Genomic DNA, 22,445 nt, shown 5'->3' on the forward strand with positions numbered 1-22,445 from the left:
AGCAAGGTGAAAGTATTCGAATTAAGAGAGATAATTATCAAGCGATATAGTACCCTCCAGCTCTTCCTTGTCGATCAGGGCCGCAGAGAGTACGCTTTCCCTGACATGGATTGGTGCATCACAGCGAAGCGCAATGGCTATGCAATCGCTCGGTCTTGCATCTAACTCAAATTTCTTCTCATCCATCGAGACAGACATTCTTGCATAGTAAACTCCATCGTTCAGTTCATCTATAAGAATATCATCGATCTTTGAACTCGTGCGCTCAAGCAGAGAAATAAAAAGATCATGCGTCATCGGTCTTGGCGGGATCTCATGATTTAAAGCAGCGTTTATGGATATCGCCTCAGATAATCCGATATATATTGGCATTATGCGTTTTGCACCGTCTTCAAGAAGCACCAGCGGCACCGGGCCACCCTGTTTCTCAATGAGATACACACCTTTTATAGTAACTGGCAGAATTGTCCCGTTCATCATAGTATTATTAATAGGAGGGATAATAAGTTTTCCTATAGCACATTAAAAAACTTTATATGGGATAAAACAATAAGACAGTGGGTGATATTATGTCTTCAACAAGTAATATATTAAAGATGTTGGCAGGTATAGTTATCCTGGCGATTGGTGTTATCTGGTACACTGGCCCTCAGATAGGTGGATTCTTTGGCTACTGGGAAGAACTTAAAATTCTATTGAAAGGCACTATCGGTCTCTTTCTCCTGTTCGTAGGATTGATCATCGCATGGATGGGCTATGACGATTACAAGATGGATATAGAGATGGCAAAGGAAAAGAAAGAAGCCAAAGAATAATCCAGATAACTAAAAGCAATCAATCTTCATTTGATTTTTATTAAATTTTTCAACGTATAGGAAAGTATAAACGCATTTCTTCCTCCTCATCTTGAAATCTGATAGTCTAAAAACAACGAACATAAACGAACTGGAACGAACTCTTGGAGTTCGTTTTGAGTTAGTATAAGTTCGTTGTTAATAATTTTGCCCCCGCAGGGGCTTTCTTGAGTAGCCTCTTTGCAGTTTCCCATGAGCTTCTCGAAAATTCCGGAAGTGAACCATGATCTGCAATCCATTTCTCAAGGAACCTGATAGTCTTTTGGTCTGAGGGATATCCGCTTCCAATCTCAGAACCAACTCTTTTTTCTATTTCTTTAATCAATGCATCCCTTTGCACTTTTGCAAGGATGGAGGCCGCTGATACGATCGGGTATTTCTTATCTGCATCGTGTTCAGATGTGATCCCTATCTCCCCTGTATATTTTCTCTTTATATTCTCCCCGAAGCGCAGAGCGTTAATATCTGCTGCATCCACTACAGCATGTCCCGGTCTTAGCTCATCAAGGACTTTCACAAAGCATGCTACCATTATTTCATTCATTGTCATTACTTTTCTAAGTTCATCGATCTGGAGGGGGCTGACCTCCAGAATATAATACCTGTCTGCAAGCTCCTTAATCCTGATTGCAAGAGCCTCCCGCCTTTTAGGTGTCAATTGTTTTGAATCTTTTACACCAAGGCTAACCAGTGCACCAAGTTCTTTCTCATCCAGCAGTACACCTGCAACGCACATGGGGCCAAGTACAGGCCCTTTTCCTGCCTCATCTATTCCTGCAATCATTAAAACTCATCTACAGTGCTTTATCTGAACTTGTTATTTCTGCACCATAGATGTTTTTCATGTATTTAATTGCCTGTTCCTGGTCTCTTTCATCTATCGAAGCAGTGCAATCCTGGGGCACGATTGTTCTGTACCCTGAGAAATAAGCATGACCGACATTATTCTGAACACAGATATCTGTACTGACACCAAGAATAATCAGGGTATCAACGCCCAGCCTTTTAAGAACGGATGGGAGTTCAGTATCAACAAACCCGCTGTACCATCTCTTCTCGATTACAATATCGGTCTTCTCAGGTTTGAGCTCTGGTACTATCTCTGAGCCTCTTGTGCCTTTCATGGCATGCTCTCCCCAGATATTCATCTCCCTATCAGTTGCAGTGTGGGCATCACGCAGATATATAATCGGAATGCCCTGCTCTCTTGCCTTTTTTATAAGGTTCGCTACGTTCGGCACGATTCTCTGTGCCTGAGCGCTTCCGAGTTTTCCAGTAACAAAATCATTTATCATGTCCACGACGATAATTGCTTTCTTCATGCTTCCACTCAGGATTAATGTTAGCATATATTTACTTAAGTCTTTGTGTTACTTAATGTATATAATTGACGATAATGATAAATATAAATAACATTTAAGTATATTAGTGTGGATTATGGGGTTAAACACATTAGTGGAACAAGATCTGAAACAGAATTGGTAAATTATAATATTAAGATAAGCAGTCAGGACAGGAGAGCCAATAAACTATTCACAATCATTGGAGATAATAGATGATAATTAAGAAAGGAAGTTTCGTAATAGAAGGACTGGAAAATGTTCAGATAAACATAGGCAGGATAGTTGAGCACGGGCATGAAGCCGGGTCTGAGGTGGAGGGACCTACGCCCAGACCTGAGATTATAAGCTTAAGAGACTGGGACTATCGCCTGCTTGATAGATATAATCCTGTATACACACCCACAAGCGATATGTGCGATTACTGTACATATGGAAAATGCGACCTAACAGGCAACAAGGAGGGAGCATGCGGCATTGACCTTGAGGGACAATCCGCAAGACAGGCCCTGATTACAAGCATAATGGGAGCAGCATGCCACACCGCCCACGGGCGCCATCTCCTTAATTACCTTATTAAAAAATATGGCGAAGATCATCCTATAGATGTTGGCCCAAGCAATTTAAAAGCCCCGCTTACAGAGACAATAATGGGCATTCAGCCAGTAACCATAGGCGATTTTCTTCCCGTGCTTGACTATGTTGAAGAGCAATTGACCCAGCTTACCGCTGCTGCCAATACAGGACAGGAGGGCGCAGCGCGGGATTTTGAATCCAAGGCTCTTCATGCAGGAATGCTTGATCTTCTGGGGATGGAAGTGGCTGATATCATCCAGATCTCATGCATGGGACTTCCAAAATCAGATGAGAAAACACCCATGGCAGAGATAGGGATGGGCATCCTTGATACCCAAAAGCCTGTGGTAATATGCGTGGGGCACAATATTGCTGCACCAGCGTATATTCTTGATTATATGGATAGAGAAGGGTTGTTTGATAAAATAGAGATTGCAGGACTGTGCTGTACTGCCCATGATATGACCCGGTATAACAAGACCGCCAAGGTCATCGGCACTATGAGCAAGGAATTAAAATATATTAGGTCAGGCATACCCGATGTACTTGTTACTGATGAGCAGTGCGTTCGGGCAGATATATTGAAGGAAGCAAAAAGACTTCATATTCCGGTAATAGCCACCAATGAAAAAATCACATATGGTCTGCCTGACCGCTCAAATGACAGCGTTGATGCTATTATAGATGACCTTGTGAGCGGAAAACACGCAGGTGCTCTGATCCTTGATCTTGAGAAGGTAGGAGACCTGGTTCCAAAGCTTGCCATGAAAATGGGGCCCATAAGGAAAGCCAAAGGATTGACTGCGCTTCCAGATGAGGATGAATTCAAGAGACTCGTTGCGAAATGCACAAAGTGCCTTCAGTGCACCAGGGACTGTCCACAGGGCCTGCCTATAGCGGATGCGATGGTGGCGGCAGTAAGCGGCGACCTTGCGCCATTTGAGATACTGCACGACAAATGCGTGGGATGTGGTCGGTGCGATTACAGTTGCCCTGTTGATATCCCTGTGCTGAATGTTATCGAGAAGGCATCCCAGCGTGTAATAAGAGAAGAGAGGGGCAAGGTCAGGATTGGAAGAGGACAGATAGGCGACCCCGAGATACGTGAAGAAGGGAGAAACCTTGTACTCGGCACCACACCTGGCGTGCTTGCCTTTGTAGGCTGCGGCAATTATCCCGACGGTACAAGAGATGTATACGATGTGGTTGAAGAGATGCTCCAGCGCAGTTATATCATCGTATCATCAGGCTGCGCTGCAATGGATATAGGAATGTATAAGGATAAGGAAGGAAAAACACTCTATGAGCGCTATCCTGGCAGGTTTATAAAAGGTAATCTTCTGAACACAGGCTCATGCGTTTCAAATGCTCACATCGCTGCAACCACGATAAAAGTGGCATCCATATTCGCAGGAAGAAAAACGAAAGGAAACTGGGAGGAGATTGCTGATTATGTGCTGAACAGAATTGGAGCGGTTGGGGTAGCCTGGGGCGCGTACTCGCAGAAGGCTTTTGCGATCGCCACAGGATGCAACAGGCTTGGCATTCCTGTAGTTGCAGGGCCGCACGGGACTAAATACAGGCGAGCTTTCATAGGCAAACCCTACAGGAAAGAGAACTGGAATATACTGGATGCAAGGGATGGCTCTGTGGTCAATGTTGAACCTGCACCTGAACATCTCCTGATCACGGCAGGGACAAAAGAAGAGCTGATGCCGCTTCTTGCAAAACTGTGCTTCAGGCCAAGCGATAACAGCCTTGGAAGGGCTATCAAACTCACACACTATATAGAACTGAGTGAAAAGTACCTCAAAAAGATGCCTGATGACTGGCATACATATGTACGAAGCGAGGCCGATCTCCCTGTTGCGAAGAGGGAGCAGCTCATTAAGTTGCTTGAGGGGAAGGGATGGAAGATCGACTGGGATAAGAAAAAGATAACAGAAGGACCGCTGAGGAAGGTCGACGTCTCATTCCAGCCTACCAATGTTCCCAGGCTGTGCAAAGGAGGTAAATAAATGACTTCGGCTGTAAAGGCAATAGATACAACGCGCCAGGCAGTACCCTTTGACACAGGCAATATCCCCGGGCCGAAGATGGCAAAAGCTGTGATGCCTTCTGTAGCAGGAAAAATGCTTGCAAAAGCAAAGCGGCCGCTTCTGATCGTGGGCTCTGAGGTTCACGACAGGGATGTGCTTGAAAGAGCAGTTGCAATAGGACAAACAGGAGTTCAGATAGCTGCTGTTGGGAACGCCTACACGTCCCTCGGAGATAAAGGGCTTGATGTCCACTACGAGAACATGCACGCACTTGCATCGTACCTGTGCGATCCCGGCTGGCCTGGATTTGATGGAAAAGGCGGATACGACCTTGTGGCATTTTTTGGGATAACATATTATTACGCATCGCAGGCTATATCGGCCATTAAGAATTTCTCAGGAATAAAAGTAATATCTATGGATAGGTACTATCACCCGAATGCAGATATGTCGTTCGGTAACCTGAAGAACGATGTGTTTATTGCAGCGCTTGATGAGATTATAGCAGAGTTACGAAAAGATAAACAATAAGACAGGATGAAGATTATGGCAAATGAATTTCCCTTTGAAATCTCACCCATGTTTGAGGGTGAGCGTGTACGAAAAGATGATATGTATGTTGAACTCGCAGGACCGAAGTCGCGGGGATTTGAGCTTGTCAGGGCAGCAGGTCTGGATGAGATCGAGGATGGAAAGTTTACCCTCATCGGACCTGACCTGCCCGATATGCAGGAGGGTTCACGACACCCCTATGTAATGATCTACCGGATCGCTGGCAAATTAGTCGAGCCTGACCTTGAGGCAATAGTGGAGCGGCGAAACCATGATTTCCAGAACTATATCCAGGGGTATATGCACTTGAACCAGCGCTATGATGTCTGGGTGCGGATAAGCAATGATTCAATTAAAAAAGGACTAAAATCGTTTGAGCAGATAGCCAGAGCGACTATGATGCTTTTTAAGAATGAGCTGCCTTTTATTGAGAAAATAGAGGCCACTTATATCACAGACCCTGATGAGGTTGAGAAGCAAAGGGCTGAGGCCGTAAAAATCTACGATGCAAGGGATGCAAGGACGCGAGGTCTGCATGATGAGGATGTGGATGTGTTCTACGGCTGTACATTGTGCCAGAGCTTTGCACCCACGAATGTATGCGTTGTGACCCCGGACAGGATATCCTTATGCGGAGCAATCAACTGGTTTGATGGGCGTGCTGCTGCCAAGGTAGATCCAGAGGGCCCGCAGTTCGCCATACAAAAAGGTGAAGTCCTTGATGAGACCGGAGGAGAATATTCAGGTGTCAATGAGAAAGCCGCCTCTCTATCAGGGGGCGAATATACCCGCATTAAGCTTCATTCGTTCTTCGAATACCCGCATACAAGCTGCGGATGCTTTGAGGTAGTGGGATTCTATATTCCTGAGGTGGACGGTATCGCATGGGTTGACCGCGATTTCAGCGGCAATGCGCCAAACGGTCTTGCCTTCTCAACAATGGCCGGCCAGACAGGCGGAGGAAAGCAGATCATAGGTTTTCTTGGCGTTGGAATAAACTATTTCCGCTCGCCCAAGTTCATACAGGCTGACGGAGGCTGGAACCGGGTTGTCTGGATGCCAAAGAACCTGAGGGAGAAAATAAATGCAGATATACCTCCTGAGCTTGTGGATAAGATACCTACAGAGGAAGAAGTCAATGACTTAAAGACCCTTCGGGATTATCTTGAGAAAAAACAGCACCCTATAACCCAGCGCTGGGCAAAGGAAGAGGCAGCATCTGAGGCAGCGCCAGGTGAGACTGCAGCGGCAGCAGCACCAACATGGTCAATGCCTGCGCCTGCTATGGGAATGCCTGCTGGAATGCCTGCAATGCCGCAGTTCCAGCTCGGAGGCGAGGGTGTGAAGCTTGTTTTCAAGAACGCAAAGATTACTATTGACCGCATTATACTTCGAGGCAAAGAGAAATAGAGTGAATTTTAAAAGTATAGTCTTTGCGCCCTTTGCGTGCTTTGCGGTAACTAGATGTATTTCACCGCAAAGTCGGCTATGAACTGGTTCATAGATAACAATGAAAAAGCCGATTAACAACGAACTCAAAACGAACTTAAACGAACTCATCAGCTCGAGTTCGTATCGAGTTCGTACCAGTTCGTTGTTTATATTAGCTGAACCACATCTGAGTCTAAGATGCGATATATTGAACTTGAACTTTTTCATACCAGAGCACAGAGAACGCAAAGTATTTTGTTAAAATTTTATTGAGATTATATATGAGAGTAATTGCAATAACAGGCAAAGGCGGAACAGGCAAGACCGCAGTAGCAGGGATGCTGATTAAGCACCTAACATCGGGAAAAAAGACGCTCCTTGCTATCGATTCAGATCCTGATTCCAACCTGCCTGATGTGCTCGGCATCAAAATCGATAAGACCATAGGGGATATGCGGGAGTTCATGCTGCAGGAGCGTGACAGGATGCCTCCAGATACAAATAAGGAGAGGGTCCTGGAATCCAAAATCTATGAGGTTCTCACAGAAATGTCAAGGTACGACCTCCTGGTGATGGGGCGGCCTGAAGGCTCTGGATGCTATTGCTTTGCTAATAACCTCCTGCGCGGGATAATGGACAGGGTGCTTAAAAACTACGACCTGACAATAATCGATACCGCGGCAGGGCTTGAGCATCTATCGCGCAGGATAATCCGGGATGTGGATGAACTCCTGGTCGTTACCGACGGCTCACGCAGGGGTTTGCAGACAGCAGAGAGGATACGGGAGCTTGCTAAATCGCTCAACCTGAATATCAGGAAAATGCATGTGATCGCCAACAAGGTCACGCCTGAGAACCGCGCGCGCATAGAAGAGTACGCGAGGGAGTTGAGGATGGACCTTGTGGGCATTGTGCCTTTTGATGAGACGCTTGCCCGATTTGATCTTGAAGGCAGGCCGCTTACTGAATTACCTGAGGATTCGGCGGCGCTGCAGGGAGTCGGGGAGATCGCGAGGAGAATGGGGTTGTAGAGGAAAACTTTTGCGCATAGAGTATTCTGTCCTCTCTGTTCAAAAGTGGCGCAAGGATTATCTTTGTTTCCAATACCTTATTTAATGCCTCTTTTCCGAATTTGGAGCCTGTTTCAAGATCAGGGGCATTTTGTATGGCAATTATGAACAACTCATGCAAAGCATAAAATGATGTGATAGCTTTGATTTTCTCAGCGTTCACCAATTTAAACAATTTTGAAACATGCACATATCGCTCTTCTTCAAGAACCTGAGCAAGTGTGTAGACTAACAATACTGAAGTGTCAAGATAGTGCATGCTTGCTTTCTTCCTGCTGTATCGCCTCTATCATTAGTTTAGATATAAACAATGCAACAGGAGCGACTCCCTGTGCTAACATGAGTTCATAGCTCTCTTTTTTACCTTTGTGAAGGATATTATCAAAATTTTTGTTTTCCAAATATCGGCTAAACTCTTTTAAAGGCACGTAATATCACCTGATCGACTAATTTAAACAATGCATCGAATATATAAAAAGGTGATGGAGATGTTTTACCTTCTCCGAGATGCCAGCACAGGAGAACCGTGCGATTCGGTGGCGCTGCATGGAGTCGGGGAGATTGCGAGGAGAATGGGGTTCACTTCCCAGCTAGGCCTTGTTTTTGATAAACGACAAGGTCTTCCGGTGCATTTATGGTAAGGCTAATTTCTTTATGTTCTGCATTTTAAGAAAATCTTTCTTCCCACCTCAACTATAGCCTTCACAGTTATTGGCGGAAGATTGAAACTTTACAGAAGTCGATAATAAAAGAATTCTTCTCTTCCTATACTCAGTAATTGTAAAACAAAAATGATAAAATCGCTATATAGAAGTTGATTAACTTCGTAAGACAGCATTATTGTCATTTACAAAGTTAATTAAGCTATGCATAGTGATTTATTGAATTTGACTTTTATAAGTACTGATACTTCCTTCTGTTACATACCTATCTTGCATTTTGACCTCCACACCTCAAGTACTGTGTACTCTATGTGAAGAGGGTCAAATGAACCAAACCATATTTCGCACTAAATAATTGTGCGAAAAGTAGGATAATATTTAATAATGTGGAGTACTGGTATAAGTATATTAATAAAATGTGGTTGAATATGAATGATGACCAAATATAACTCAGAGGATTATTTGATTGGTGAAAAACCATTTTTAGCGATTTTCTTACAAAGTAAATCTGGATATGAAGAGATAATAATCCAGGAGCTAAAAAATAAAATATTAAATTTGAATTTTAAATATTTAAAAATACTAAAATGTTTTGGTCACTTTGATATAGCCATTCTTTTTAATCTAGATAAATTAGATATAAATTTAGTATCATTTGAGAGAATATGTCAACAGATATCTCAAATTGATTATATAACTGATTCTAATTATATAGTAGGTTATTCATGGGAAGAAAATATAGATTTTAAAGGAATGGATTTTTGTTGGGGGGTTAGCTCTATAAAATTAGCTTTAAATGATTATACCATTAACCCTATTAAAACTGAGAAAGAAGTTATTAAAAAAATAATAGAGATTTCAAATAAAACTGACATTAAAATTAAAGTTTTTGGAGGTTTAGGTTGGAATGAAATAATTCTAATAATAAATTCACCCTCACTGAAGGAGATATCTAAATTTGTATATGCTATACGAATATTCGATGAGATCTTGGATATATCCACAATTCCTGCGATCATATGGGGTTGTTGGAATACTAAAAAATTAGAAATGGTTCCTAATTGTCAAATATTAATAACTCATCGCTCAAGAATTGATTATCCTATAAGAGAATTACTACTTTTACTAGCTGATGAACATAAGATTAATATATACAAAAATCATCAAGAAGATATTGGGTTGATTTTTGGTGGATTTGATATTCGATTGCCAATTGTTAATTCTGAATTAAATAATATTGTAAAATTTGTTTTAGAGGTTCGAAAAATAACAACTATTACTAAAACGAATACAATTTTTTCACCAATGCAAATTCCTCCAGCAAATACCAACCTATCACAAATAAATATTTCAGATTATTCGGTAGATTTAAAAACCATAAATGTTAATCGCAATAATAAGAATATTGAAATCCCAACGTGTGATGAATTAATATGTATTCTAGAAAATGAGATTAGACACTTGCATAATGAGTATCTAGAATTAAAAAATGATTTTTATACCAAATCACTTTATTCTAACTTAGAGAGTTTATTTGAAAATTTAGGTAGTAATATTAATAGAGTAAAAGAACTTAATTTTGAAATTAATTATAATGCATCAAAAATTTTTGATCAAAAAAGAAGACGAGTTATTTTATTGGAGCAACTAAAAAAAGTAATCCAAAGTCTAGAATTTTCAATATACCAACGTATTTCTGGAATGCAAATGAGTTACTTAATGGAATCTAAACACACTGGATTTGAAAAATTTGGGGGAATTCAAAGAATTATTTTAGCAATTGAGGCAATCCCTAGAGAAATTATTAATAGAACCTCGCAGAAAAACTGGAGTGGGTTTTGTGTTTTTGGTTCAGAACCTGATTTTATCTGCCAAAATATTGGGGAGGTTATCTCAATACCTTTTGAATATAAATATATGCCTGAAAAATGGTGGGGTTTAGGTCATGAAATAGGTCATATCTTAATAAATAGATACCGAGATCAGATAGTTACACCTTATAAAAAAATAGTAAGAGATAATTTTGATAATGATATCGAAAAATTTCAAGATAATCTTAAAAGAACGAATGCTTATGATGAAGAGCTATTTGATGAGTACAAAAATAGAGAATTTGAATTGATTAATGAAAACATTGAAGAAATGTGCGCTGATTATTTGAATTTTAAAATAGTCTTTTTCTCAGATTGGAAATCCTTTTTAAATTGTACGCTTAATTATTTAGATAGTCGAGGATATGATATTTTATCTGAGACTAGATTGTTTAGGGTTATTTCTATAAGTGAGCATATCAATAAGGGTAGTGTTGAAAAAGATAGAGAATTATTTACAACTATTAAAAAAATTCGTAATTTCAGTAAATATGATGAGATACATTTTAAGGACAGAATTAATATAATAAGAAACCAAACCTTCTATCCGTATTTTAAAATTGTTGAAAGAATCTTAAATAATATTGATGCCATACTAAATATTGATATGAATGCTGACAATTTAAAAGCGATCGATACTAAATTAAACAAAGGGGAAATAATAGAAAGTAACACTGATTCAAATACAATTTATATTTTAAAATCTTTAATCAACAGAGATTTAAAAAATGATATTAATTTTAGATATCAAATAACTTCCATATTATCTCTTTATAACTCTCAATTCTCAAAGTGATTAATCTCTTCTTAATATTGAGTTCACTCTAATGAGATCATATCTCGTTAATGATTTACTTTTTGATTCCTTAAAAGTAGTTCGACCACCATCTAAGGGCAATGAAGTTTTACCAAAGCGAGTTCTAGCAGAATCATTGAAATATCTTGAAGATTTTTTGTATTCAGAGATAGAGTATGATTTTGATACATATTTAATATCATTAACAAAAATTTTAATAACCTGTAGTATAATATATAATACTATTATAAATGCTACAACAAATGGTAAACTCTCAAACACACATATATTTAATTTACTTATAGTATTTAAATGTATCGAAAAAGCTCATTACTCTAGATAGAGCTAAAATTATAATTGATTAATTTAGGTCATATACATATTGTAATCTATTTATGGTATTTAAATCTATCGAGAGTTTTCATTAGAATACATATTATTTTTGTGAATATACGTTGTCGAACATACCTCAAGTTTTGATTACTTAAATAACCAAGCGAATTTATTTTCAATTTTTTGAGTCTATTTCGGTACTTGTTGGATATGCTTTCGAACTTAGTAGAGATATAACATTTAAATCGTAGCGATTTATTATATAAATTCGATAAATCATCACATGTATATCTGCAAAACTCGATTATTGATTCCCTTAAAGATAGAAAAAAACTAACTAAGACTAAAAGAAGCCCGCTTGTTGAATATAATGTAACTGTCTGATTATAGGAAAGAGAAATTGGATTAAATATGCCTACATAAATTAAAATTGATACATTCACCATTAACCAAATACCTAAGCACCCTATTGAACTGTGAATTATTTTTACGTCTCTATTGTTTGTAGAAGCACCATTTTTTAATTTTGCACTTAAAATACTAACAGCTGTAACCGGTACTGCAAAGGTTATGACTAGTATTGATGAGAAATTATTACTTAATAAATCACCTAAGTTCAGATTTTGTGAGATATTATTCTTATTTGATAAATTATTCAAAGCTATACTAGATATATCCATTATCGCTTAAATACTCCAAATACTATAAATGATTACCGTTTACTATAAATGATTACTATTCTATAATTTTATTTTTTATCACTCATCCCTCAATCTTACTTATCAAATTTCTAATTTCCACTTAAAGATTAATTATAGGAGTTGTAGCTTCATTAGTGCCAAGTATGCAACTTTATAAGTTTCATGCAGGTATGAATGGACGTATATTACAAAATGGGGTTCACTCCAGCAAGGAAGTATTTAAGAAACGATAATCTTGAACTAAGTAACGAATGAACAGGGAGGGAATTATGTCTACAGAGGAGAATAAGGCAATAATACGCCGATTCTATGAGAAGTTTTTCAATAAAGGAAATCTAGCAATAATTGATGAGCTGTTCAGTCCCAACTATATTCACCATGTTCAAGATGTTCCGGGCTCAAAAGTCAACCTTGAGGGATACAAGAAACGAAACTCAACGTTCTTTAACGCATTCCCTGATCGGAGAGTAATTATCGATGATCCGGTTGCCGAAGCTGATAGAGGTTTCTCGTTCGATGATTCATGGCAAACAAATCGGGAATATACCAGCAACAAACAGGCAAGTGACAGTAATGGCAATAATCATTCATCGTATCGTCGATGGTAAGGTTACGGAGGGATGGGAGTGCTACGACCAGCATGGTATGCTTAAGCAGTTGGGCGTTGTTCGTCCTCCAGAGCAACAAGAGTAACCTTCAAATGCGTTTTTATTTCACCACTTCATATCCAGCATCAGTCCAGCCAATAATTCCTCCCTTCATGTTATAAACCTCTTTAAATCCGTTATTGACCAGTATCTCACTTGCCTGGACACTTCGGTGCCCTGTTCTGCAATATACCAGTATTTTCTTATCCTTCGGTATCTCATCAAGCCTTTTATCAATCACTTGAACAGGGATTAGTGTTGAATCCTCTATATGTCCGGCATCATATTCTTCCTGGGTACGTACATCCAGAATAAAAATCTCACCGCGATCTATCATTTCTTTGGCCTGCTGAACAGTGATATCTACATATTTTGGGTTTCCCTGGATGGTACTTATGCATCCGGACACTGTAGCTAACAGTAAGAATATTAAAGCTATGATAAAATATGTCTTTCTCATTTCAGGTCTATTTTGAGCTGGTTTTATTTAAGATTATCATTCAGCAAGTCTTTGCTTTTTCAACCTGATCCCCTCTTCCCTGCTGTGCTAGTTTTAGATGAAAAATTTAAGTATTTAAGCTATAACATGCATACTCTGTGATCTCATGAAACCAATCGAAACATCAGAAGGCATCAATGGAATGCTCACAGCGTTCAGGAAGCTTATGCGCGGCAGGAAGAGGATTACCTTCATCGGATGCCCCGGCTGGTGCAACCCGTTCGCAGAGCTTCTTGGCTTTGTTTTACGTGACGCAGGCAAAGAGATGGTATTTATACCGAACCTGGAGAAAGATATGGCGGTACAGGTAGAATTCACAGGCTATGGAATGCAGCTCGGTAAAAAAGCAAATCCCTCCTCTGATACAGTCGTGCTTCTTGGAGGCCTTGCAATGCCAAAGATGGGAATAGATATAGATGGCTTAAAGAAACTGATAGACGATATTACAGATGGATATCCTGCCAGGCAGATCATCGGGGTCTGCATCGGAGGGGTCTTCCAGAAAGCATGCTGGGATAAACTGATAGATTTTGATTATATTATGGATGCCGATATGGAAGTTACAACATACGGATTCAAATAGGCACTTCTATTTTCGATGCTCAGAAAGCTTTATTGGTGTTCGTTATCATACGAAGTGATACAATGGAATGGGAACCCGGCGCAGCTAAAGAACTTGAGAAAATACCAGAAAACGTCCGCAAAATGGCGAAAATGGGTATTGAGACATCTGTAGAGCGAAAAGGCAAAAATACAGTGACCATAGAGGATGTGAAGGAAGCGGCAGAACGTGTTGGCGCTTTAATGGGAAAAGATGAAAAGACCACGAAGATCGCTATTGTCAGGTGTGATATAGTAAGTGAGACATGCCCTGGAGTGGCGTGCTTTAAGGCGTTCAATAAAAGAAAGATACGTTTCAGTGAATATGGTCCTGATGCCGAGATCATAGGTTTCTTCACATGTGGCGGATGCCCTGGCAGGCGGGTATACAGGCTTGTGGACAGCCTTCTCAGGCACGGCGTGGATGTGATCCACCTGAGTTCATGTATGCTCATGGAATCGAGTTATCCTAAATGCCCTCATCTGGATGGGATAAGGCAGATGATCCTTAAAAAAGGTGTGAGGATTGTGGAAGGAACACACCATTAAGCCGTTACCCCATAATCTGCTCATCGCTTTCAATCCTTCCATCGCGCATGGTAATTATCCGCCCTGTCTGCTGTGATACGGCTGTATCGTGCGTCACGACGAGTATGGTCTGCCCTCTTTCGCTGAGTTCTTTGAGAATCCCGACGATCATATCCCGTGTCTTTGTATCCACTTCTCCGGTAGGTTCATCTGCAAGGATTATCGCAGGATGGTTTGCTAATGCTCTGGCTATGGCCACACGCTGCTGCTCTCCTCCTGATAGCTCTGATGGCCTGTGGTTTATTCTCTCAGCAAGTCCCATCTGGGCGAGCAGTTCTATTGCTCTTTCTCTTCGTCTATTCTTCGGGACTCTGGCAAAGCGCATGGCAATATCAATATTCTCCAGTGCCGAAAGTGTGGGTATAAGGTTGAAATGCTGGAACACAAACCCTATCTTTTCACGGCGCAGTCTTGGGGCATCGCTCTCCTTTGCTTCTGTCACTTCAGTATCATCGATAAACACACTGCCGCCTGTGGGTTTATCAAGAAGTCCTATCATGGAGAGCAGGGTGGACTTTCCACTCCCTGAAGGTCCAACTATGCTTAAGAGCTCACCTTTTCTTACATCAAAACTCACATCTGTTAGCGCATGTACAGGGATTTTACCCTGCATATACGTTTTTGAGAGACCTCTGACACGGAGTACAGGTTCACTCATAGCGCAAAGCCTCCATCGGGCTCATTTTCGCTGCCCGGTACGCAGGGTAGGTACCTGATAGTATACCGAGAAGAATAGCGAAAACAATAGCGATCATAATAAGTCTTGGTGTAATTGTAAAAAGAACAGTGCCACGGGAAGCGAGATAATCATTCAAATAATATACAAAGGCTCCGCCACCGATGATACCGATGATGCCTCCAAGTATTCCCATCAGTGCGGCCTCTCCGACTGTTATGAAGAGTATATCCTTTGTCTCTGCCCCAAGCGCCTTCATAAGCCCGAACTCCTTTGTCCTCTCTGAGACCGACATAAGCATTGTGTTCATAACGCTAAGTCCCCCGATTATAGCCGCAAGCACAGCCGCGCTTATGGTAATTAGACTGAAGATGATAAGGGATTGCTCTATCTGTCTTCTTAGCTCTTCTGGTGAAAATGTTGTAACCCTCTCAACATTCAGCTCTATCCTTTTTGCAAGGTCCTCAGTGTCTGTGCTGGAGTCCGGAACAGCAAATATGAATGAGACAGTACCTGTCCGACCGTAGAATCTCTGAGCCGTGCTGAGGGGTATCAGCACACTATTATCAAAAAAAGAACCAGTGTACTCCATAATACCAACAACAGTAAAATTCCTGGCACGGGTTACGGATGCGGTACGCTGTACCCGTTTACTTTTTATCTCAAGCTCATCCCCTGCATTAAGGTTGAACTCACGGGCAACACTGCTGCCAATGACAGCCCTGTAATTGTCTCCTGCGGTCAGGAACCTGCCCTGGGATAGTCCTGTATCTTTCATTGTAAGCTGCTGTTTCTCAGGAGGGATGCCAAGGATCACATTCCCGCCAAAAAATGCGATATTCTCCGGGTCAAGAGGCGCCTGCAATACCCCGTATGCATCCAGGACGCCTGGAACCCTTTTAACGTCCCTGACTTTAGATTCATTAAGACTGGCGCCAAATAATCCACCCTCAGGCAGCACACGGATCTTATCCGCGGTCAAACTTATAGACCTATCAAAAGTGAGGTTGAAATGCTCCGACATCCCACCCATGACAATAACCGCAAAAATGCCCAGTGCTATACCGAATACCGTTAATCCTGTCCTGAGTTTTCTCTGGGTGATATTTTTGAGGATGAGATCGAACATTATCCACCTTTTCTTTTTAACCACCTTGATGCTGCTAATACCATCAATATTGATATGAGCGCTATAAATCCGGGTGTGCTTTTTGCAGGTGGGGTCTCTGTAGCGCTGGCATACTCAGGAATGCGCAAAATGGTCTCATATCTATCAAGTGTTTTATTGTCCTGATTCACGGCCAGGATCTCAATATAATACGTTCCGGGCGCAAGCCCGCCCCATACCACTCCTGCTGTATCTTCCTTTCCTGAGACTAGAATCTCTTCAACACGCTGGTTGAATGTTTGAATCTCCCCTGTCGCCCTGTTTCTTGCGTTCACGACAATGCTCCCATCAAACGGCACACGGGATTTGCCGCGAATGGTCACGCTCGCCCCGTATTCATCAACCTCAACATCGTCCCGCAGGATCTCAACATCATCAGCAGCAGTAAAATACGCAATGTATGTATTGATCAACGGGGACGCGTAGAGCCTGTGAGTAAATATTTTTGCTCTGACGGTATATTCCTTATCATTTGTGAGCAGAAACGGCCATGTTGTCTTGATCTCTGCATTCATCAGGAGAGATACATCCTTTCTTGTCTCTGTGTAAACAATATCATTATTGTCAAGCATTTCTATTTTTATATCAGCAACACTCGGACTAAAGGGACGCAGCAATAACTGCGCTCCGCTGTTTGAGGGTGAGAAATCCACAACATGGAAGCCGGGCAGTGAAACAGTCCCGTATGATACCTGGTAGGTCTTACTGTCCAGGAGTTTGCTATCATCAAATATACTCACCTTCGCAGTATAGTAATCCTGCTGGGGTTTTTTCTGCCATACTATGACTTTAGTTGCTGGTTCTCCTGCCTTTATATTAAAAGGCACGTCGTGTGATTCTACCAGATTACCCTCATTAAAAAGTTCAAAGACTGCCCTTCCCTGTAGAGCCTGGCTGGAATTAATAGTAACATCGCTGCTTGTAAAATCAGAGAAAAAATCAACTATCTCAAGACCTGCAGCAGGATTAATGAACGCAGAAACAAATGCAGCCAGAAATATGGCTTTTAGTACTGATTTTATATTATTCAGGTACATGTTTACTTCTCTCATTTGAAGGTAATAGACTTAGAGAGATTTTAGGCTTTGCTTCCGTATTTTCTCACATGCTCCCAGGCGGTGTGATATTTCTCAAACTTTTTATCCTCAGAATATATGGATATGTTCTTGCGCCCAAACAATTCTCTATCCCTCCCTACAGGACATACCTTGATGCATATACCGCATGGGGATCGGTATTCATCCCTGAGTTGTGCGCTTCTTATAGCGCAGAGCTTTTTATCAACAGGAGGAGGGAAATCTCCCTTCCCTGGAATAGCGCCAACAGGACAGTTTTTAACACAGAGAAGACATCGTGTGCATAGATCCTTGCCCCTGATCGGGTCTGGCTCAATCCTGGCTTCAGTGAAAATAGACGTGAACCTTACCCTCGGCCCATACTCTGGTGTTAGGAGAACGTTATTCTGCCCGAAGGAACCAAGACCGCAGAGATACGCAGCATGCTTGTGAGAGAAAAAGGCAAAGGGTTTTTCGATCAATATCTTTATATCACCGTAGGCATCCCTGGGCAGATAGATAGAACCATAGCCTTTTTCAGTTAAGAGGTTTGCAATCTCGTACGCTTTTGAATCAAGCATCGAATTCACGGTTTTATAGAGTTCATGATAATAGATCGATGGCGCAGTTTCAACTATGGGCAGGGGCACAGGAAGACCTATCACTATTACGGTTTTTGCCTCAGGGTATATGGATTGCGGCCAGAACTCCTCTGGAATCCAGGGCAAAAGTACATTCGGGAGTTCCCTGGGTGGATCTTGCCATCTCTTTACTGAAGCAAAGCCAATAAGAGGGATTCCGAGGCTCTTGCATTTCTCCAATAAATCTTTTTTCAAGGTTTCAGTCTTCATTTCCTTGCAACCAGGTACGTGACCAGCAGTGCAACACCGATAGACGCAAGAATTAACCCGGCCATGACCCTGTTGTCAAGATTGAATATCCAGCTTATTATCAGCGATATACCGATTCCTAAAATAGCTATTCCCCACCCAAGCCTGCTCTCAGGTCTGTATTCTTCCTCTTCAGGCACAAGCCCTTTTTCTATCATAGCCATTTTCTTCTTATAATCAAGGTATATAGCCAGGGCAGCTATACCAACACCTGCAAGAGGGATACTTAAAGCAAGTAAATTAACCAACAGCTCTGACATATAATTAGCTTATACTATAAGGTAATAAAAGTTACGATAGCTTGAAATATTTTTTATAAGATAACACTGATTACACTGAATTGATCTTATGTGTATGTGGATTTCCCCTCCTCTTTCAGGATTTAAATTTCAATATTAGTAGAGTTTTCTAACTAAAATCTCTTCTCCAGCTTTTTTATTGAATAAAGCCGCAGCGTTACCCTGGTTAACCGCGATCTCAAGATAGCCGTGGCTTCCGATCAATGCCAGGGGTTCCCCTTTTTCGCAGAACCCGTATGATCTGTGGAACAGAATCCGCTTTCCCTCTATCTCCAGTATATTTCCAGGCTGGAATCCCGCTATATCTGACGGGATATTGGTCACGATATTCCCGAATGAATCAATGAATATAACCCTGCCCTCTACAGAATCGTCCTTTTTCTTCGCTTCCCCGAAGTCCAGGTCTATAAAATCAAAAATCCGCCCTCCCACATCACCAATCCTCAGTCCTCCTGATATATGCGCTCCCACAGGTGCAAAGATATCGCGACCATGAAATGTACTGGATATTTCATTGCGAAATAAAGCCGTATTTGTGATCTCATAAGCCTCAAGTTCTCCAATACTTCTTGCAGCAGGAATGAGAAGACCGTTATCAGGGCCAACAAAATAATGGATTCCTGCCTCAACAGACTCAGCCCTGATTGCAAGAGGCCGCCTTTCTGTTCCGACCCCGGGATCAACGACTGCGATATGCACCGTGCTGGAGGGGAAATACCCTGCACATGTCATCAGCATAAATGCCCCGGCGCGCACATCATGGCGCGGGACTGAATGCGAGATATCCACTATACTGGCTGCGGGATTGATACTCAGGATCACCCCTTTCATGGATGCAGGATACATATCCCCGAAATCTGAAAGCAGCGTTATGACCATAGCTCTTCAAGAAACATTTAATACACTGCCGGACTATAAAACCCGATGTCAAACCCATGGACTCGTGGGGTAGCCAGGATATCCTAGCGGGCTTCGAACCCGCGGACCCGCGTTCGAATCGCGGCGAGTCCGTGCATGTTTCCTCAGGAAAAACGGTTGTAAGATATGGCAATCAAGAAAAGCGAATTATACAGCTCTCTCTGGAAGAGCTGTGACGAGTTAAGAGGGGGAATGGATGCCTCTCAATACAAAGACTATGTACTGGTATTGTTATTCGTAAAATATGTGTCGGATAAATACGCAGGCAAAGCCGATGCTCGAATTATAATTCCCGAAGGCGGAGGCTTCAAAGATATGATTGCCCTGAAGGGCAAGAAAGAAATTGGCGATGGCATCAATAAAATTATAGCAAAGCTTGCAGAAGCCAACGATTTGAAGGGTGTAATTGATGTGGCTGATTTCAACGATGCTGACAAGCTGGGTAAAGGCAAGGATATGCAAGATCGGCTCTCAAATCTTGTGGGTATATTTGAAAACGAAAGCCTTAATTTCAGTAAGAATAAAGCCGAGGGTGACGATATTTTAGGCGATGCCTACGAATATCTGATGAGGCATTTTGCGACCGAATCTGGTAAAAGCAAAGGGCAATTTTATACACCGGCAGAAGTGTCTCGAATACTGGCCAAGGTAATTGGGATCAATAAAGCCAGAAGCTAGGAACAGACCATTTACGATCCTACCTGTGGGAGTGGATCGCTGTTAATAAAAGCCGCTGATGAATCCGAAACAGGTATTACCATCTATGGGCAGGAGATGGATAATGCCACCCATGCATTAGCCAGGATGAACATGATCTTACACGGCCACCCAACGGCTGATATCTGGCATGACAACACGCTCTCAAAGCCTTATTTCAAGAATCATGACGGAATGCTTAAGACCTTTGATTTTGCAGTTGCCAATCCTCCCTTTTCTAACAAAGCCTGGTGCAATGGCTTTGACCCGGCAAATGATCTATACGAACGTTTCAAAGGATATGGCATACCACCAAAAAAGAATGGCGATTATGCCTTTCTTTTGCATATGATCCGTTCACTCAAAAGCAAAGGCAAAGGCGCGATCATTTTGCCGCATGGCGTGCTTTTTCGCGGGAATGCCGAGGCGGAAATACGCAAAAACATCATTCGCAAAGGATTTATCAAAGGCATTATCGGCTTGCCTGCCAACCTGTTTTACGGTACCGGTATTCCTGCATGTATCATTGTTCTTGATAAAGAAAATGCCGACAGCCGCAGAGGTATTTTTATGATCGATGCCAGCAAAGGCTTTGTAAAAGACGGCAACAAGAACCGCCTGCGTGAGCAGGATATTCACAAAATCGTGGATGTATTCAACAAACAAACCGAAGTTCCCAAATATGCCCGTATGGTATCTCTGGATGAGATTGAACGGAACGAGTACAACCTGAACATCCCCCGTTATATTGACAGCCAGGAAGCCGAAGACATACAGGATATTGAGGCTCACCTGTTCGCAGATATTCCGAACAGGGATATTGATGATCTGGAAAACTACTGGAAGGTGTATCCCTCGCTGAAAAATGTGCTGTTCACCAGAAGCCCAAGGGAAGGCTATCTTAAACTGAAAATACCACAGGAGGAGATCAAGCATACCATTTTTTCGCACTCCGAATTTGTGAGCTATATCCATGATGTGGACGCTGTTTTTAATAAGTGGCAACAGAAAAACATACCGTTACTTAAGAATCTGGGTACTGGCGCCAAGCCTAAAAAGGTGATACACGACTTATCGGAGGATATACTCCAAGCGTTTGCCGATAAAAATTTGATTGACCAATATGATGTCTATCAGCATTTCATGACCTACTGGATGGAGACCATGCAGGATGATGTTTACCTGATCGCCACAGATGGCTGGAAGGCTGAATTGTCTCCTGTTAAGGGAAAGAAAGATGAATGGGATAGCGACCTTGTGCCCAAGCAACTGGTGATCAACCGGTATTTTGCCGAAGAACAAAAAGCCATAGCGCAACTGGAAACAGACCGTGATGCCATCAGCCGCCAGATGGAAGAAATGGAGGAAGAACACAGCAGCGAAGAGGGTTTGCTGGAAGAAGTGAAAACCGACAAGGGCAAAATAAGCAAAGGCAATGTGCAAAAGCGTATCAAAGAAATCAAGAACGATGCGGATGCTGCCGAAGAACTGAAAGTATTAGAGGCGTATTTTAAGCTGATAGAAAAAGAAGCAGAAGCCAGCAAAAAGATTAAAGATGCACAAATGGCCCTGGATAAAAAAGTAATAGCCAGATACAAAGCGCTTACAGAAGATGAAGTAAAAATATTAGTAGTGGACGATAAATGGATGGCTGCCATTTGCCAGGATGTAAAATCTGAAATGGAACGCATCTCCCAGCGCCTTACCCGGCGCATTAAAGAACTGGCAGAACGCTATGATGCGCCTATGTCAGAGTTGAAAACAAAAGTGGATGAACTGGAAACAAAGGTGAGTAAGCATTTAGAGAAAATGGGATTTGCTTTTTGATCAATTAAATCATGATAATCAACAGCCCTGATTTATCTACCTGACAAATTAGTGAACATATAAAAGGTGAAAATATGGAAATAGAAGAGATCATAAATATCCTGAAGGTAGAAGTATTATGAAAACACTGGAAGAAATCAGGGACATTCTTCATAAACACAAAGAAGAGTTGCAGCAAAAATATAAAGTCACCGAAATTGGCTTATTTGGCTCTGTTGTGAGAGGAGAACAAAAGGAAATCAGCGATATTGATATACTTGTTGATTTTGAAAGACCTATAGGTTGGGATGTTGTGGATTTAGAGCCTATCCGAAAAGTCCAGAAGCTCTGAACGTTATCCATGCACATGCGAAGTGT

Annotated in this window: 22 protein-coding genes, 1 tRNA gene and 1 pseudogene; 13 read left to right on the forward strand and 11 right to left on the reverse strand. The window is 41.6% G+C overall.

Features of this window, described 5'->3' with window-relative positions; all coding sequences use genetic code 11:
* Positions 1-21: 21 nt before the first annotated feature.
* The gene (locus ANME2D_RS05770) at positions 22-480 is read right to left on the reverse strand and encodes a bifunctional nuclease family protein (RefSeq protein WP_102044957.1); all 459 of its coding nucleotides are present in this window, start codon (positions 478-480) and stop codon (positions 22-24) included.
* An 89-nt stretch (positions 481-569) separates the two neighbouring features.
* On the opposite strand from ANME2D_RS05770, the gene ANME2D_RS05775 reads away from it, so the two are divergent.
* A complete protein-coding gene (locus ANME2D_RS05775) occupies positions 570-815 on the forward strand; it encodes a hypothetical protein (protein ID WP_048089752.1) in 246 nt (81 codons plus the stop codon).
* A gap of 160 nt (positions 816-975) precedes the next feature.
* Here the strand turns inward: ANME2D_RS05775 and rnhB are convergent, their stop codons facing one another.
* Together rnhB and ANME2D_RS05785 are read right to left on the reverse strand one after the other, a co-directional pair.
* Positions 976-1,638: a ribonuclease HII gene (rnhB, locus tag ANME2D_RS05780; RefSeq protein WP_048089755.1), complete on the reverse strand. Its 663-nt coding sequence runs from the start codon at positions 1,636-1,638 to the stop codon at positions 976-978.
* 10 nt (positions 1,639-1,648) lie between these two features.
* Positions 1,649-2,176 (reverse strand): cysteine hydrolase family protein, encoded by a 528-nt coding sequence (locus ANME2D_RS05785; RefSeq protein WP_048089757.1) that lies wholly within the window; start codon positions 2,174-2,176, stop codon positions 1,649-1,651.
* 233 nt (positions 2,177-2,409) lie between these two features.
* On the opposite strand from ANME2D_RS05785, the gene cdhA reads away from it, so the two are divergent.
* The 4 genes from cdhA (at position 2,410) to ANME2D_RS05805 (ending at position 7,823) form a co-directional block, all read left to right on the forward strand.
* Complete coding sequence (gene cdhA, locus ANME2D_RS05790; RefSeq protein ID WP_048089759.1) at positions 2,410-4,788, forward strand: CO dehydrogenase/acetyl-CoA synthase complex subunit alpha; 2,379 nt, start codon at positions 2,410-2,412, stop codon at positions 4,786-4,788.
* Complete coding sequence (cdhB, locus tag ANME2D_RS05795) at positions 4,789-5,340, forward strand: CO dehydrogenase/acetyl-CoA synthase complex subunit epsilon (RefSeq protein ID WP_048089761.1); 552 nt, start codon at positions 4,789-4,791, stop codon at positions 5,338-5,340.
* A 15-nt stretch (positions 5,341-5,355) separates the two neighbouring features.
* On the forward strand, positions 5,356-6,771 hold the full coding sequence (gene cdhC / locus ANME2D_RS05800; RefSeq protein ID WP_048089762.1) for a CO dehydrogenase/CO-methylating acetyl-CoA synthase complex subunit beta: 1,416 nt from the start codon (positions 5,356-5,358) through the stop codon (positions 6,769-6,771).
* 302 nt (positions 6,772-7,073) lie between these two features.
* Positions 7,074-7,823, forward strand: coding sequence for an ATP-binding protein (locus ANME2D_RS05805; RefSeq protein ID WP_048089764.1), 750 nt, complete (start codon positions 7,074-7,076; stop codon positions 7,821-7,823).
* A 284-nt stretch (positions 7,824-8,107) separates the two neighbouring features.
* Here ANME2D_RS05805 and ANME2D_RS05810 read toward each other — a convergent pair whose 3' ends face one another.
* Complete coding sequence (locus ANME2D_RS05810; protein WP_048089766.1) at positions 8,108-8,290, reverse strand: hypothetical protein; 183 nt, start codon at positions 8,288-8,290, stop codon at positions 8,108-8,110.
* Positions 8,291-8,956: 666 nt separating this feature from the next.
* Between ANME2D_RS05810 and ANME2D_RS05815 the strand changes: the two genes are divergently transcribed.
* From ANME2D_RS05815 to ANME2D_RS18990, 3 genes are all read left to right on the forward strand, one after another.
* Positions 8,957-11,191 carry a hypothetical protein gene (locus ANME2D_RS05815; protein WP_048089768.1) on the forward strand — a complete coding sequence of 745 codons (2,235 nt, stop codon included), beginning with the start codon at positions 8,957-8,959 and terminating at the stop codon, positions 11,189-11,191.
* 1,303 nt (positions 11,192-12,494) lie between these two features.
* Entirely contained in the window at positions 12,495-12,833 is a 339-nt protein-coding gene (locus tag ANME2D_RS05820) for an ester cyclase (RefSeq protein ID WP_048089770.1), read from the forward strand.
* On the forward strand, positions 12,799-12,918 hold the full coding sequence (locus ANME2D_RS18990; protein ID WP_394295693.1) for a hypothetical protein: 120 nt from the start codon (positions 12,799-12,801) through the stop codon (positions 12,916-12,918). The genes ANME2D_RS05820 and ANME2D_RS18990 overlap by 35 nt, the downstream gene beginning before the upstream one ends.
* A 15-nt stretch (positions 12,919-12,933) precedes the next feature.
* On the opposite strand, the gene ANME2D_RS05825 is transcribed toward ANME2D_RS18990, so the two are convergent.
* Complete coding sequence (locus tag ANME2D_RS05825) at positions 12,934-13,332, reverse strand: rhodanese-like domain-containing protein (protein WP_048089772.1); 399 nt, start codon at positions 13,330-13,332, stop codon at positions 12,934-12,936.
* Between the two features lie 145 nt (positions 13,333-13,477).
* On the opposite strand from ANME2D_RS05825, the gene ANME2D_RS05830 reads away from it, so the two are divergent.
* Both ANME2D_RS05830 and ANME2D_RS05835 read left to right on the forward strand, forming a co-directional pair.
* Positions 13,478-13,954 carry a DUF2124 domain-containing protein gene (locus tag ANME2D_RS05830; protein WP_048089775.1) on the forward strand — a complete coding sequence of 159 codons (477 nt, stop codon included), beginning with the start codon at positions 13,478-13,480 and terminating at the stop codon, positions 13,952-13,954.
* A 62-nt stretch (positions 13,955-14,016) separates the two neighbouring features.
* Positions 14,017-14,520: a CGGC domain-containing protein gene (locus ANME2D_RS05835; RefSeq protein ID WP_081810158.1), complete on the forward strand. Its 504-nt coding sequence runs from the start codon at positions 14,017-14,019 to the stop codon at positions 14,518-14,520.
* Between the two features lie 4 nt (positions 14,521-14,524).
* Here the strand turns inward: ANME2D_RS05835 and ANME2D_RS05840 are convergent, their stop codons facing one another.
* The 6 genes from ANME2D_RS05840 to ANME2D_RS05865 form a co-directional block, all read right to left on the reverse strand.
* On the reverse strand, positions 14,525-15,217 hold the full coding sequence (locus ANME2D_RS05840; protein ID WP_048089776.1) for an ABC transporter ATP-binding protein: 693 nt from the start codon (positions 15,215-15,217) through the stop codon (positions 14,525-14,527).
* On the reverse strand, positions 15,210-16,364 hold the full coding sequence (locus ANME2D_RS05845; RefSeq protein ID WP_048089778.1) for an ABC transporter permease: 1,155 nt from the start codon (positions 16,362-16,364) through the stop codon (positions 15,210-15,212). The genes ANME2D_RS05840 and ANME2D_RS05845 overlap by 8 nt, the downstream gene beginning before the upstream one ends.
* On the reverse strand, positions 16,364-17,455 hold the full coding sequence (locus ANME2D_RS05850; protein WP_157833979.1) for a hypothetical protein: 1,092 nt from the start codon (positions 17,453-17,455) through the stop codon (positions 16,364-16,366). Before ANME2D_RS05850 ends, ANME2D_RS05845 begins: the two co-directional genes overlap by 1 nt.
* A 26-nt stretch (positions 17,456-17,481) precedes the next feature.
* Positions 17,482-18,309: a 4Fe-4S binding protein gene (locus ANME2D_RS05855; protein ID WP_048089783.1), complete on the reverse strand. Its 828-nt coding sequence runs from the start codon at positions 18,307-18,309 to the stop codon at positions 17,482-17,484.
* Positions 18,306-18,608, reverse strand: a complete 303-nt coding sequence (locus ANME2D_RS05860; RefSeq protein WP_048089785.1) for a DUF6249 domain-containing protein — start codon at positions 18,606-18,608, stop codon at positions 18,306-18,308. The genes ANME2D_RS05855 and ANME2D_RS05860 overlap by 4 nt, the downstream gene beginning before the upstream one ends.
* Before the next feature lie 135 nt (positions 18,609-18,743).
* A complete protein-coding gene (locus ANME2D_RS05865) occupies positions 18,744-19,526 on the reverse strand; it encodes an SAM hydrolase/SAM-dependent halogenase family protein (protein ID WP_048089786.1) in 783 nt (260 codons plus the stop codon).
* Between the two features lie 58 nt (positions 19,527-19,584).
* On the opposite strand from ANME2D_RS05865, the gene ANME2D_RS05870 reads away from it, so the two are divergent.
* The 3 genes and pseudogenes from ANME2D_RS05870 to ANME2D_RS05880 all read left to right on the forward strand — a co-directional run bounded on the left by ANME2D_RS05870 (position 19,585) and on the right by ANME2D_RS05880 (position 22,419).
* Positions 19,585-19,658: transfer RNA gene (locus ANME2D_RS05870), tRNA-Arg, on the forward strand.
* Positions 19,659-19,691: 33 nt separating this feature from the next.
* Positions 19,692-22,088, forward strand: a pseudogene (locus ANME2D_RS05875) (type I restriction-modification system subunit M).
* A 118-nt stretch (positions 22,089-22,206) separates the two neighbouring features.
* Positions 22,207-22,419, forward strand: coding sequence for a nucleotidyltransferase family protein (locus ANME2D_RS05880; protein ID WP_048089788.1), 213 nt, complete (start codon positions 22,207-22,209; stop codon positions 22,417-22,419).
* Positions 22,420-22,445 lie beyond the last annotated feature (26 nt).

The sequence above is a fragment of the Candidatus Methanoperedens nitratireducens genome (genome assembly GCF_000685155.1).
GTDB lineage: Archaea > Halobacteriota > Methanosarcinia > Methanosarcinales > Methanoperedenaceae > Methanoperedens > Methanoperedens nitratireducens.